The 12,919-nt window shown below is 72.9% G+C and carries 13 protein-coding genes; 5 read left to right on the top strand and 8 right to left on the bottom strand.

The window, feature by feature from the left end; translation table 11 throughout:
* Positions 1-66 precede the first annotated feature (66 nt).
* Together AB0C99_RS08945 and AB0C99_RS08940 are read right to left on the bottom strand one after the other, a co-directional pair.
* Positions 67-795 (bottom strand): glutamine amidotransferase, encoded by a 729-nt coding sequence (locus tag AB0C99_RS08945; RefSeq protein ID WP_362471522.1) that lies wholly within the window; start codon positions 793-795, stop codon positions 67-69.
* Positions 796-826: 31 nt separating this feature from the next.
* On the bottom strand, positions 827-2,068 hold the full coding sequence (locus AB0C99_RS08940) for a MurT ligase domain-containing protein (RefSeq protein ID WP_362471520.1): 1,242 nt from the start codon (positions 2,066-2,068) through the stop codon (positions 827-829).
* Positions 2,069-2,182: 114 nt separating this feature from the next.
* Between AB0C99_RS08940 and def the strand changes: the two genes are divergently transcribed.
* On the top strand, positions 2,183-2,737 hold the full coding sequence (def, locus tag AB0C99_RS08935) for a peptide deformylase (protein WP_362471517.1): 555 nt from the start codon (positions 2,183-2,185) through the stop codon (positions 2,735-2,737).
* A gap of 29 nt (positions 2,738-2,766) precedes the next feature.
* Here def and AB0C99_RS08930 read toward each other — a convergent pair whose 3' ends face one another.
* A complete protein-coding gene (locus tag AB0C99_RS08930) occupies positions 2,767-3,417 on the bottom strand; it encodes a TetR family transcriptional regulator (protein ID WP_362471514.1) in 651 nt (216 codons plus the stop codon).
* A gap of 163 nt (positions 3,418-3,580) precedes the next feature.
* Here AB0C99_RS08930 and AB0C99_RS08925 point away from each other — a divergent pair, with 163 nt between their 5' ends.
* Positions 3,581-4,810 carry an acyl-CoA dehydrogenase family protein gene (locus AB0C99_RS08925; protein WP_362471511.1) on the top strand — a complete coding sequence of 410 codons (1,230 nt, stop codon included), beginning with the start codon at positions 3,581-3,583 and terminating at the stop codon, positions 4,808-4,810.
* A 25-nt stretch (positions 4,811-4,835) separates the two neighbouring features.
* On the opposite strand, the gene AB0C99_RS08920 is transcribed toward AB0C99_RS08925, so the two are convergent.
* Entirely contained in the window at positions 4,836-5,303 is a 468-nt protein-coding gene (locus AB0C99_RS08920; RefSeq protein WP_362471509.1) for a VOC family protein, read from the bottom strand.
* 139 nt (positions 5,304-5,442) lie between these two features.
* Between AB0C99_RS08920 and AB0C99_RS08915 the strand changes: the two genes are divergently transcribed.
* On the top strand, positions 5,443-6,873 hold the full coding sequence (locus tag AB0C99_RS08915; RefSeq protein ID WP_362471506.1) for a cytochrome P450: 1,431 nt from the start codon (positions 5,443-5,445) through the stop codon (positions 6,871-6,873).
* Here AB0C99_RS08915 and AB0C99_RS08910 read toward each other — a convergent pair.
* On the bottom strand, positions 6,870-7,646 hold the full coding sequence (locus tag AB0C99_RS08910; protein WP_362471504.1) for a putative protein N(5)-glutamine methyltransferase: 777 nt from the start codon (positions 7,644-7,646) through the stop codon (positions 6,870-6,872). The two genes, AB0C99_RS08915 and AB0C99_RS08910, sit on opposite strands and share 4 nt — an antisense overlap.
* Positions 7,639-8,121 (bottom strand): glutathione peroxidase, encoded by a 483-nt coding sequence (locus AB0C99_RS08905; protein WP_362471501.1) that lies wholly within the window; start codon positions 8,119-8,121, stop codon positions 7,639-7,641. The genes AB0C99_RS08910 and AB0C99_RS08905 overlap by 8 nt, the downstream gene beginning before the upstream one ends.
* 68 nt (positions 8,122-8,189) lie before the next feature.
* Here AB0C99_RS08905 and AB0C99_RS08900 point away from each other — a divergent pair, with 68 nt between their 5' ends.
* Positions 8,190-8,405, top strand: coding sequence for a DUF6011 domain-containing protein (locus tag AB0C99_RS08900; RefSeq protein ID WP_362471498.1), 216 nt, complete (start codon positions 8,190-8,192; stop codon positions 8,403-8,405).
* A 5-nt stretch (positions 8,406-8,410) separates the two neighbouring features.
* Here AB0C99_RS08900 and AB0C99_RS08895 read toward each other — a convergent pair whose 3' ends face one another.
* Entirely contained in the window at positions 8,411-9,274 is an 864-nt protein-coding gene (locus tag AB0C99_RS08895; protein WP_362471495.1) for an acyl-CoA thioesterase II, read from the bottom strand.
* A 79-nt stretch (positions 9,275-9,353) separates the two neighbouring features.
* Positions 9,354-11,927, bottom strand: a complete 2,574-nt coding sequence (locus AB0C99_RS08890) for a DUF3516 domain-containing protein (protein WP_362471492.1) — start codon at positions 11,925-11,927, stop codon at positions 9,354-9,356.
* A 97-nt stretch (positions 11,928-12,024) separates the two neighbouring features.
* Between AB0C99_RS08890 and AB0C99_RS08885 the strand changes: the two genes are divergently transcribed.
* The gene (locus AB0C99_RS08885) at positions 12,025-12,816 is read left to right on the top strand and encodes a metal-dependent hydrolase (protein ID WP_362471489.1); all 792 of its coding nucleotides are present in this window, start codon (positions 12,025-12,027) and stop codon (positions 12,814-12,816) included.
* Positions 12,817-12,919 lie beyond the last annotated feature (103 nt).

The following is a 12,919-nucleotide window of genomic DNA, read 5'->3' as shown; positions in this document are numbered from 1 at the left end:
GGATGTCCGCACAGTGGACAACGTACGGTCGTACGAAAGATGTACGGACCGGGACGCCACGGACCGTCAGGACGGCTGCGTGGCCGCCGCGATGCGCTCGCCGCGCAGCGCCTCGTACCAGCGGTCGTCCGTCGGCGGCAGCGCGTTCACGTCCAGCGCCAGCTTCAGCATCAGGTCCGCGATCTGCGGGTTCCGCGCCATGACCGGGCCGTGCATGTACGTGCCGAAGACGGTGTCGTTGTACGCGCCCTCGGTGCCGTCGCCCGTTCCGTTGCCGTTGCCGAAGACGGTCCGGGCGAAGGGGCGGGCGGTCGGGCCGAGGTGCGTGACCCCCTGGTGGTTCTCGAACCCGGTGAGCTGGGGCAGGCCCAGGTTCGGGTCGATGTCGGCGAGCACGTCGCCGACGCACCGGGCGCCCTCGCCGCGGACCGTCGTCACGTCGAGCAGGCCGAGGCCCGCCTGGCGCTCGCCGACGTCGTTGACGAACTCGTGGCCGAGGATCTGGTAGCCGGCGCAGACCGAGAAGATGATCGCGCCGTTGGACGCCGCCCGGCTGAGACCGCCGTCGCGGAGCAGCCGCTCGGCCGCGAGCCGCTGCGGCCGGTCCTCGCCGCCGCCGATCAGATAGATGTCGCCGGAGGTCGGGACGGGCTGGTCGCTGCGCACGTCGACGCGCTCGACGCTGAGTCCGCGCTGCCGGGCGCGGCGCTCGACGACGAGGACGTTGCCCTGGTCGCCGTAGGTGCTGAGCAGGTCCGGGTAGACCCAGACCAGACGCAGGCTGCTGTCAGTCATGCTGCAAGTCCTTCTGCGGGGTCGTGTCGGGTCAGTTGCCGACGCGGCGGCGGACGTCCTGGAACGCGGTGTAGTTGCCGATCAGCTCGATCTGGCCGGGCGGCGCCACCGTCACGGCCTCGTCGATCGTCTCGCACACCCGGAAGTCCACGCCGGCGACCTCCAGGCGGACCGCGAGGTCCAGCTTGCGGTCGCCGATCACCATGATCGGGTGGCCGGCCAGCCGGCCGTAGTCCACGTCCCACAGCCAGGAGGTGTCCGTGCCGTCGGCGCCCCGGGCGTTGACGGCCAGGATCACCGGGGCCGGCGGCTGGTCGATCAGGGAAAACGTTTCGAGCCAGCCGGCCGGGTTCTTGGCCAGCAGCAGGCGCAGCTCGCGGCCCTGGAAGGAGACCACGTCGTAGCGGCCGGCCACGGCCTGCACCTGGTACATCCGCTCCAGGGCGACCTGCGGCGGCACCCCGAAGACCGCGGCGACCGCGGCGGAGGTGGTCGCGTTGGCCTTGTTGGCGCGGCCGGGCAGCTGGAGGTGGATCGGCCAGGCCGAACCGTGCGGGTCGAGCACGTGGTCGCCGCTGAGCGCCCAGCTCGGCGCGGGGCGGCGGAAGCCGCACTCGCCGCAGAACCAGTCGTCGCCGGGGCGCTGCATCACACCGCCGCAGGCGGGGCAGGACCAGGCGTCGTCCTTCCACTCCTGGCCCGCGGCCACCCACACCACGTTCGGCGAGGAGGAGGCGGCCCAGACGATCAGCGGGTCGTCGGCGTTGGCGATCACGACCGCCTTGGTGCCGTTGAGCCCCTCGCGCCACTTCTCCGCGAGCATCCGGGTCTCCGCCGCGCGGTCGAGCTGGTCGCGGGAGAGGTTGAGCAGCGCGATCGCCTTCGGGGTGGTGTCCCGGGCGACTCCCGCCAGGTACTTCTCGTCCACCTCGATCACGCCGTACCGGGCGTCCGAGCCGCCGGCCAGCGCCGAGGTGATGCCCGCCGGCATGTTGGCGCCGAGGGCGTTGGAGACGACCGGGCCGCTGGCGCGCAGCGCCTCGGCGATCAGTCGCGTCGTGGTGGTCTTGCCATTGGTCGCCGACACGAGGACGACGTCCAGGTGCTGCGCGAGCCGGCCCAGCAGATCAGGGTCCAGCTTGAGCGCGACCCGGCCGCCGATCACCGATCCGCTGCCGCGTCCCGCCGCCCGCGACACCGCGGCGGCGGCCTTGCCCGCCGTCACGGCCAGTTTCGCGCGCGGCGACAGCGGCTCCGAGTTGCTGCCTGACATCGTCCTTGTTCCTCCTTGCGTCGGTCCGGCCTCAGCCTATCGAGATCCGGCCAGCAGCCCGAACCCGCGGCTCCGTGGCGCGGGTGGCTGCCCCCTGAACGTACCCTTGCGCCCATGCGAAACCGCTTGATCCCCGGCAGTTCCGGCCATGTCCGCGCGATGACCCTGCTCGGCGAGCCGGTGCTGCACGCGTCCTGCGCACCCGTCACCGACTTCGGGCCGGAGCCGGCCCGGCTCGTCGAGGACATGTTCGCGACCATGTACGCGGCGAACGGCGTGGGCCTCGCCGCCAACCAGGTGGGGGTGGGGCTGCGCGTCTTCGTCTACGACTGCCCCGACGACGAGGACGTCCGGCACCTGGGCCATGTGGTGAACCCGCGGCTGGTCGAGGCCGACGGCGAGATCGTCGTCGGCCCCGAGGGCTGTCTGTCGCTGCCGGGCCTGGAGGCGCCGACCCCCCGCTTCGACCGCGCGGTGGTCGAGGGTGTCCGGGTGGACGGCACCCCGGTCCGGATCGAGGGCACCGGCTTCTTCGCCCGCTGCCTCCAGCACGAGATCGACCACCTGGACGGCGGCGTCTACGCGGACCACGTGACCGGGTGGCGGCGGAGCCGGCTGCTCCGGAAGATCCGCAAGGAGCCGTGGGGGAGCGGGGCGGCGGCGCTGTAGCCGCCGGGCCCGCGCGGCCGGCCGGGGGCTCAGAAGCCGGGCCCGTCCGGCCGGTCGCCCGCCGCCGCCAGCCGGCCCCACAGCAGGTCCGCCATGCTGCGCACCAACTGCTCGCGGGAGCAGGGGCGTTCGCCGAGCCACCAGTCCCCGGCGGCGTGCATCATGCCGACGATCCCGTGGCCCCAGATGCGGGCCTGGGCCTCGCCGGCCGGGCCGAGGTCCACCCGCTCGGCGATGACCTGGCCGAGCTCCTCGCCCATGCGGCGCAGCAGCGGGGCGGAGTGCCGGCCCACGTCGAAGCCCTGCTCGGACTGGTGGGACTCCTCGGCCGGGTGCATGAGGAAGCGGTAGACCTGGGGCATCGCCTCGATGGAGGCGAGATAGGTGTCCAGGGTGGACTCGACGCGGCTGCGCCGGTCGGCGGGCGCGTCGAGCGCGGCCCGCAGCGCGGCGAGCAGGGCGTCGGTGTGGCGGGTGGCGAGCGCCCGGTAGAGGCCGCCCTTGTCGCCGAAGTGGCGGTAGAGGATCGGCTTGGTGATCCCGGCCTCGGCGGCGATGGCGTTCATGGATGCCTTGGGGCCGTCCCGGAGCACCACGCGGTCCGCCGCCTCCAGCAGTTCGCGGCGCCGTTGGTCGGCCGGTTTCTGCTGGTCGGTGGTGGTCCGGTGTGTGGTGTCCATAAGCGTGTCTCCCCGCCCGTGCGAATTCCTGAGGCTGTCGCAACGTAACACCCTGACGGCACTCGGTGCCGATCGGGCCGAACGGTTCCCCCGCTGGTTGACAGCCTCTACCCGTCGGTAACAGACTGGTGTTACCGCAAGTAACATACCGCCGGGAGGGACCATGGCAGAGTTCACGCTCGAACTCAACGACGACCAGAAGCAGGTGCGCGACTGGCTCCACGGCTTCGCCGCGGACGTGATGCGCCCGGCGGCCGCCGAATGGGACGAGCGTGAGGAGACGCCCTGGCCGATCATCCAGGAAGCGGCCAAGATAGGCATCTACTCCCTCGACTTCTACGCCCAGCAGTTCTTCGACCCCACCGGCCTCGGCATCCCGATGGCCATGGAGGAGCTCTTCTGGGGCGACGCCGGCATCGCCCTCTCCATCGTCGGCACCGGCCTCGCCGCCGTCGGCGTGCTCGCCAACGGCACCGAGGAGCAGATCGGCACCTGGATCCCCCAGATGTACGGCGACGCCTCCGACGTCAAGGTCGCCGCCTTCTGCTCCTCCGAGCCCGACGCCGGCTCCGACGTGGCCTCGATGCGCACCCGCGCCGTCTACGACGAGGCCGCGGACGAGTGGGTGCTCAACGGCACCAAGACCTGGGCGACCAACGGCGGCATCGCCAACGTCCACGTCGTCGTCGCCGCCGTCGACCCGGAGCTCGGCTCCAAGGGCCACGCCTCCTTCATCGTGCCGCCGAACACCCCCGGCCTCTCCCAGGGCCAGAAGTTCCAGAAGCACGGCATCCGCGCCTCGCACACCGCCGAGGTCGTCCTGGAGGACGTGCGGGTCCCCGGCGGCTGCCTGCTCGGCGGCAAGGAGAAGCTGGACGAGCGGCTCGCCCGCGCCCGCGAGAAGGCGAAGGCGGGCGGCGGCGAGCGGGTGAAGAACGCCGCCATGGCCACCTTCGAGGCGTCCCGCCCCGCCGTCGGCGCCATGGCCGTCGGCACCGCCCGCGCCGCGTACGAGGTCGCCCTCGACTACGCCAAGACCCGCGAGCAGTTCGGCCGCCCGATCATCGACAACCAGGGCGTCGCCTTCCAGCTCGCCGACATGCGCACCCAGATCGACGCCGCCCGGCTGCTCGTCTGGCGCGCCTCCTGGATGGCGACCGCGGGCAGGCCCTTCACCTCCGCCGAGGGCTCGATGTCCAAGCTGTACGCGAGCGAGGTGGCCAAGAAGGTCACCGCCCAGGCCATCCAGATCCTGGGCGGCAACGGCTACACCCGCGAGTACCCGGTCGAGCGGATGCACCGGGACGCCGCCATCTACACGATCTTCGAGGGCACCAGCGAGATCCAGCGCCTGGTCATCGCCCGCACCCTCTCGGGGATGCCGATCCGCTGACCCGGCGCCGGGCCCGGAGGGCGGGTCACACCACGCAGAACTCGTTGCCCTCCGGGTCCTGGAGGACCGTCGCGTAGTACTCCATGCCGTCCGGCTCGTCCATCACGTACAGCACCGAGGCGCCCAGCGCGGTCAGGCGGGCCACCTCGGCGGTCACCCGCTCGCGGCGGACGGCCAGCGGGACCGCGCGGCCCCCGCCGACCTTCAGGTCCAGGTGCAGGCGGTTCTTCCCGGTCTTCGGCTCCGGGACCGCCTGGAACCAGATGCGCGGGCCCACCCCCTTCGGGTCCACGATCGACTCCGGCAGCTCGCCCGCCCCGTCCGCCAGCTCCTCCTCCGGCACGCCCATCGCGCGCCAGTACTCCTGCCAGCTCCCGTGCCCCTCCGGCGGGGGCTCCGGCGCGTAGCGCAGCGCCTCCGCCCAGAAGACGACGAGCCGGCCGGGGTCGGCGCAGTCGATGGTCAGTTGCAGGGTCATCTCGGTCTCATCCATGCCCGCCAGCGTCCCAGACGCCACTGACAACGGGGCCGGGCCGGCGCCCGCCGCCCCCTTCCGCACGCGTACGGCAGAATCGACGAACCGGCGGGCGGTGGGGCCCGCCTGACACGACGTCACCCGGGGGGACCGCACGATGACGACGACCGGCCACGGCAGCACCACCGCACCGCGGACGCCCGAGCTCGCGGGCCTCCCGCTGATCGGCTCGCTGCTCGACCTCAAGAACGACTCGCTCGCCGCCTTCCTCAAGGCCCGCCGCGACCACGGCGACGTCGTCCGCGTCACCGCCGGGCCGCCCGGCGCGCGGGCCACCGTCCACTGCGTGTTCTCCGCCGAGGGCGTCCAGCAGGTGCTCGCCACCCGCGCCGCCGACTTCCGCAAGGACAACGCCTTCTACCAGGAGATCCGCGAGTCCTTCGGCAACGGCCTGCTCACCAGCCAGGACGGCGACTACCTGCGCCAGCGCCGGCTCGTCCAGCCGCTGTTCACCCCGCGCGGCGTCGACGGCTACGCCTCCGCCGTCGCCGCCGAGGTCACCCGGCTCACCGACGGCTGGCGGGCCGCCGGCCACGACTCCGTCGACGTCGTCCACGAGATGGCCGGGCTCGCCCTGCGCGCGGTCGCCCGGATCCTCTTCGGCACCGACGTCGAGGCCGCCGTCGGCATCGTCGAGCGCTGCTTCCCCGTCCTCGGGGCGTACGTCTCGCGGCGCGGCTTCGCGCCCCGCAAGCTCCCGCGCTCCTGGCCCACGCCGGGCAACCGGCGGGCCGCCGCCGCCCACGAGGAGCTCTACGCGGTCTGCGACCGGATCATCGCCGAGCGCCGCGCGTCCGGCGCCCACGCGACCGGGGACGACCTGCTCAGCCGCCTCGTCGCGGCCGGCGGCGACGGCGCGGACGGCACCAGCGGCAGCGACGGCACCAACGGCACCGGCGGCTTCGACGCGACCGAACTGCGGGAGCAGGTCCTGGTGTTCCTGCTCGCCGGCCACGAGACGACCGCCACCTCCATGGGCTTCGCCCTGCACCTGCTGGCCCGCCACCCCGAGGCCCAGCGGCGGGCCCACCAGGAGCTCGACGAGGTCCTCGGCGGGCGGACGCCCGGCGCCGCCGACCTCGACGCCCTGCCCTACCTCACCCGCGTCCTCAAGGAGGCCATGCGGCTCTTCCCGGCCGCCCCGGCCATAGGGCGCCGGGCCGTCGTCGCCACCGAGATCGACGGCTACCCGGTCCCCGCCGGGGCCGACGTGATCGTCGCCCCCTGGGTCACCCACCGCCACCCGCGCTACTGGGACGACCCGGAGCGCTTCGACCCCGACCGCTTCACCCCGGAACGGGAGGCGGCCCGCCCCCGCTACGCCTGGTTCCCCTTCGGCGGCGGCCCGCGCGCCTGCATCGGCCAGCACTTCTCGATGCTGGAGTCCGTCATCGCGCTCGCGATGATCCTCCAGCGCTACGAGCTGGAGGCGATCGACACCCACGTGCCGCTCGCCTCGGCGATCACCCTCCAGGCCGCGGGCCCGGCCCGCTGCCGCCTCAAGCCCCGTACCGCCCAGGGGGCTTAGGGCCGCGTCGCGACCAGCGCCGTCGCGTGGCGCTCCTCGTCCGTCAGGGTCCGGGCCGTCAGGCCGTGCGCGGTGACCGCCGCCACGGCCCGGTCCGCCTGGTGGCCGCTCGTCTCGACCAGCAGGTGCCCGCCCGGGGCCAGCCACCCGGCCGCCCCGGCCGCGACCCGGCGCAGCACCGCCAGGCCGTCCGCGCCGCCGTCCAGCGCCACCAGCGGCTCGTGCTCGCGGGCCTCCGTCGGCAGCAGGGCCACGTCGCCGCTCGGCACGTACGGCACATTGGCGACGAGGACCTCGATCCGGCCGCGCAGCCCCGGGGGCAGCGGCGCGAAGAGGTCGCCCTCGTACACCCGGCCGCCGCGCGGCTCCACGTTCCGCCGGGCCCAGCGCACCGCCCCGGGGTCGATGTCCGAGGCGTGCACCTCGGCGCCCGGCACCGTGTCGAGCAGCACCGCGCCCGCCGCGCCCGAGCCGCAGCACAGGTCCACGCAGACGGCGCCCGGCCGGGCCAGCGCCACCGCCCGCTCGACCAGGAACTCGGTGCGCCGGCGCGGCACGAACACCCCCGGCCCGACCTCGATCCGCAGCCCCGAGAAGGCCGCCCAGCCCACCACGTGCTCCAGCGGCAGGCCCGCGGCCCGCCGCCCGACCATCGCGTCGAGCTCGGCCGGACCGGCCGCCGCCCCGGTCAGCAGCGCGGCCTCCTCCTCGGCGAAGACACAGCCCGCGGCCCGCAGCCGCGCCACCACCCCGCCAGGCGCGGTATCAGACAAGCCGGGCCTCGATCGCCGCCACGACCTCCGGCGCCTCCGGCTCGGTGCGCGGACGGAAGCGGGTCACCGTGCCGTCCCGGCCGATCAGGAACTTCTCGAAGTTCCACTGCACGTCACCGGCCTCGCCCGAGGCGTCCGCGACCTTCGTCAGCTCCGCGTACAGCGGGTGCCGCCCGGCGCCGTTCACGTCCGTCTTCTCCAGCAGCGGGAAGGTCACCCCGTACGTCGCCGAGCAGAAGGTGCCGATCTCCTCGGCGGTGCCCGGCTCCTGGCCCGCGAACTGGTTGCAGGGCACGCCGACGACCGTGAAGCCGCGGTCCCCGTACTCCTTCTGCAGCCGCTCCAGACCGGCGTACTGCGGGGTCAGGCCGCACTTGGAGGCCACGTTCACGACCAGGACCGCGCGGTCGCGGAAGTCGGCCAGCGAGAACGGCTCGCCGGCCAGGGTCTTCAGCGGGATCTCGTACAGACTCATGGACTGCTCCTCGGGCTGGACGACGTGCGCGCGATGACGTGCCGTCGCGGATGGGGTTTGATCTCAGCATGGGAGAAGAACCACTGGCAATCGCGATCGATTCCACCGGTCAGCGCCCCGCGCGCGGGCCGGTGCGGTGCCGGCTGTGCGGGCGCCCGCTGACCGGAGCCGCGTCCCGTCGGACAGGGCTCGGCCCCGCCTGCGACGCCAAGCTGCACCCGCCCGGCCCGGACATCCGCACCCGGCGGCACGAGGTCGAGCAGGACACCCTGCCCGGCGTCTGAGCGCCCTACAGCTTCCGGAACAGCCCCTCCTGCACCACCGACACCAGCAGCCGCCCCTCGCGGTCGTAGATCCGGCCCCGGGCCAGCCCCCGCCCGCCGTGCGCGATGGGCGACTCCTGGTCGTACAGGAACCACTCGTCGGCCCGGAACGGGCGGTGGAACCACATGGCGTGGTCCAGCGACGCCATGTCGAAGCCCCGCGGCCCCCACAGCGGCTCCACCGGGATCCGCACCGCGTCCAGCAGCGTCATGTCCGAGGCGTAGGTCAGCGCGCAGGTGTGCACCAGCGGGTCGTCGCCCAGCGGCCCCACCGCCCGCATCCACACCGCGCTGCGCGGGTCCGCGCCCTCGACCTCCTCCTTCGACCAGCGCAGCCGGTCCACGTAACGGATGTCGAAGGGCTGCCGGCGGGCCATCCGCTCCAGCGCCTCCGGCAGCGCCCCCAGGTGGTCGCGGATCTCGTCCGCGAGGTTCGGCAGGCTCTCCGGGTCGCCCAGGTGCCGGGGCGGCAGCTGGTGCTCGAAGGCCGACTCCTCCGGCCGGTGGAACGAGGCCGTCAGGTTGAAGATCGTCCGGCCCTCCTGGACCGCGGTGACCCGGCGGGTGGTGAAGGACCGCCCGTCGCGCACCCGCTCCACCTGGTAGACGATCGGCACCCCCGGCCGCCCCGGCCGCAGGAAGTAGGCGTGCAGCGAGTGCACCGGGCGCTCGCCGTCCGTGGTCCGCCCGGCCGCCACCAGGGCCTGGCCGGCGACCTGCCCGCCGAAGACCCGCTGGAGCGACTCCTGCGGGCTGCGGCCCCGGAAGATGTGCACCTCGATCTGCTCCAGGTCGAGCAGGTCCACGAGTCTCTCGGCGGGGTTGGTCACCTCATGCTCCTTCGGGATGCCGGTCCGGGGGTCTCACGCGGGGCCCCCGCGCGGGACCCCCGTGGCCCGGGGGGAATGGCTACAGCTGTCCGACCGACGTCACCCGCACGACCGCCCGGCCCTCCTCGTCCGAGGCGGCCAGGTCCACCTCCGCGCTGATGCCCCAGTCATGGTCGCCGTTCGGGTCGGCGAAGGTCTGCCGGACGCGCCACAGACCGTGCGCCGCGTCCTCCTCGATGGCGAGCAGCTTCGGGCCGCGCGCGTCCGGGCCGGTGCCCAGGTCCTCGTACTCGTCCCAGTACCCGTCCATCGCCTCGCCCCACGCGTCGGCGTCCCAGCCGGACTCGCCGTCCAGCTCGCCGAGCGCGTTCACGTTGTCCAGCGCCGCCAGCTCCACCCGGCGGAACATCGCGTTGCGCACCAGGACCCGGAAGGCGCGGGCGTTCGCCGTGACCGGCTTGACCTGGTCGGCCTTCTCCTGCGCCTCCTCGGCGGTCTGGACCTCCGGGTTCGCGAGCTGCTCCCACTCGTCGAGGAGGGAGGAGTCGACCTGGCGCACCATCTCGCCGAGCCACTCGATGAGGTCCTGGAGGTCCTCGGTCTTCAGGTCGTCCGGGATCGTGTGGTCCAGCGCCTTGTACGCGCTCGCCAGGTAGCGCAGCACGATGCCCTCGGTCCGCGCCAGCTCGTACCAGGAGGTGAACTCGGTGAAGGACAGCGCCCGTTCGTACATGTCACGGATGACGGACTTCGGCGACACCGGGTGGTCGCCGACCCAGGGGTGCGACTTCCGGTAGACGTTGTACGCGTGCCAGAGCAGCTCCTCCAGCGGCTTCGGGTACGAGATGTCCTGGAGCCGCTCCATCCGCTCCTCGTACTCGACGCCGTCCGCCTTCATCTGCCCGACCGCCTCGCCGCGCGCCTTGTTCTGCATCGCGTGGAGGATCTGGCGCGGGTCGTCGAGGGTCGACTCGACCACCGAGACCATGTCCAGGGCGTACGAGGGGGACTCCGGGTCCAGCAGGTCGAACGCGGCCAGCGCGAAGGTCGACAGCGGCTGGTTCAGCGCGAAGTCCTGCTGGAGGTCGACGGTGAGCCGGATCGTGCGGCCCTCGGCGTCCGGGGTGTCGAGCCGCTCGACCACGCCGCCGTCGAGCAGCGAGCGGTAGATCGCGATGGCCCGGCGGATGTGCCGGAGCTGGTTGCGGCGCGGCTCGTGGTTGTCCTCCAGCAGCTTGCGCATCGCGTCGAAGGCGTTGCCCGGCCGGGCGATGACCGACAGCAGCATGATGTTGGTGACCTTGAAGCGGGAGGTCAGCGGCTCCGGCTCGGAGCCGATCAGCTTCTCGAAGGTCGTGTCGGACCAGGCGACGAAGCCCTCCGGCGCCTTCTTGCGGACCACCTTGCGCCGCTTCTTCGGGTCGTCGCCCGCCTTGGCCAGCGCCTTCTCGTTCTCGATGACGTGCTCGGGCGCCTGCGCGACCACGAAGCCCGCCGTGTCGAACCCGGCCCGGCCGGCCCGGCCCGCGATCTGGTGGAACTCCCGCGCGCGCAGCGTCCGCACCCGGTTGCCGTCGTACTTGGTGAGCGCCGTGAACAGCACCGTGCGGATGGGCACGTTGACGCCGACGCCGAGGGTGTCCGTGCCGCAGATCACCTTCAGCAGGCCCGCCTGCGCCAGCTTCTCCACCAGCCGCCGGTACTTGGGCAGCATCCCCGCGTGGTGCACGCCGATGCCGTGCCGGACGTAGCGGGAGAGGTTCTGGCCGAACTTGGTGGTGAAGCGGAAGCTGCCGATCAGCTCGGCGATCCTGTCCTTCTCCTCGCGCGAGCACATGTTGATGCTCATCAGCGACTGCGCCCGCTCCACCGCCTGCGCCTGGGTGAAGTGCACGATGTACACCGGCGCCTGCCGGGTCTCCAGCAGCTCCGTGATCGTGTCGGTGATCGGCGTCAGCCGGTACTCGTACGACAGCGGCACCGGCCGGGTCGCCGAGCGGACCACCGAGGTCGGCCGCCCGGTCCGCCGGGTCAGGTCCTTCTCGAACATCGACACGTCGCCGAGGGTCGCCGACATCAGGACGAACTGCGCCTGCGGCAGCTCCAGCAGCGGGATCTGCCAGGCCCAGCCGCGGTCCTGCTCCGCGTAGAAGTGGAACTCGTCCATCACGACCTGGCCGATGTCGGCGTCCTTGCCGTCCCGCAGCGCGATCGAGGCGAGCACCTCGGCCGTGCAGCAGATGACGGGGGCGTCCGCGTTCACCGAGGCGTCGCCGGTCAGCATCCCGACGTTCTCGGTGCCGAAGATCTTGCACAGGTCGAAGAACTTCTCCGACACCAGCGCCTTGATCGGCGCCGTGTAGAAGGTCACCTGGTCGTTGGCCAGGGCCGTGAAGTGCGCGCCCGCGGCGACCAGTGACTTCCCGGAGCCGGTCGGGGTGGACAGGATCACGTTCGCCCCGGACACCACCTCGATCAGCGCCTCCTCCTGAGCCGGGTAGAGCGTGATGCCCTGGTCCTCCGCCCATGAGGAGAAAGCCTCGAAAAGGGCATCGGGGTCGGCGGTCGGCGGAAGACGATCGATAAGGGTCACGCCCCCATCTTGCCTGGATTCCGCCCGGATGAGGGAACCGGCCACCGGAACGAAGATCACGGAGGATAGGCTGGCCCGTCGACCGGTCGCGCGACCGGTCCTTCCGACCGTGCGTCAGACGGGCGCCGGGGTACGAGGAAACGGGGCGGGTACGACCATGATGGGACCGGCGCACTCGCTGTCCGGCGCGGCTGCCTGGCTCGGTGCCGGGGCGGCCGCGGCGGCACTCGACCATCCGATGCCCTGGCCGGTTCTGGTCGTCGGCGCGCTCATCTGCGCGGGCGCCGCCCTCGCCCCCGACCTCGACCACAAGTCGGCGACCATCTCGCGCGCCTTCGGCCCGGTCTCCCGGACCCTGTGCGAGGTCGTCGACAAGCTCTCGTACGCCGTCTACAAGGCCACCCGCTCCACCGCCGACCCGCGCAGGTCCGGCGGCCACCGCACCCTCACCCACACCTGGCTGTGGGCCGTGCTGATCGGTGCGGGCTGCTCGGTGGCCGCCGTCACCGGCGGGCGCTGGGCGGTCCTCGCGATCCTCTTCGTGCACCTGGTCCTCGCGGTCGAGGGCCTGCTCTGGCGGGCCGCCCGGATGTCCAGCGACGTCCTGGTCTGGCTGCTCGGCGCCACCAGCGCCTGGATCCTCGCCGGGGTCCTGGACCAGCCCGGCAACGGGGCCGGCTGGCTCTTCACCGGGCCCGGCCAGGAGTACCTGTGGCTCGGCCTGCCGGTCGTGCTCGGCGCCCTCGTCCACGACATCGGCGACGCCCTGACCGTCTCCGGCTGCCCGATCCTGTGGCCCATCCCGGTGGGCCGCAAGCGCTGGTACCCCATCGGCCCGCCGAAGGCGATGCGCTTCCGGGCCGGGAGCTGGGTCGAGCTGAAGGTCCTCATGCCGGTCTTCATGCTCCTGGGCGGCGTGGGCGGCGCCTCGGCCCTCGGATTCCTGTAGCGGGCCTCTGCGGGCCGTCCGGCCCGTCTCTCCGTACGCGGAAGGGGCCGCCCCGGTTCGACCGGGGCGGCCCCTTCCGCGCGTGCGGGCGCGGCCTCAGACA

Origin of the sequence: Streptomyces sp. NPDC048659, from assembly GCF_040650575.1 — a bacterium.
GTDB lineage: Bacteria > Actinomycetota > Actinomycetes > Streptomycetales > Streptomycetaceae > Streptomyces.
The sequence above is the reverse complement of the archived record's forward strand: the minus strand, read 5'-3'. Positions and strand labels throughout refer to the sequence as shown.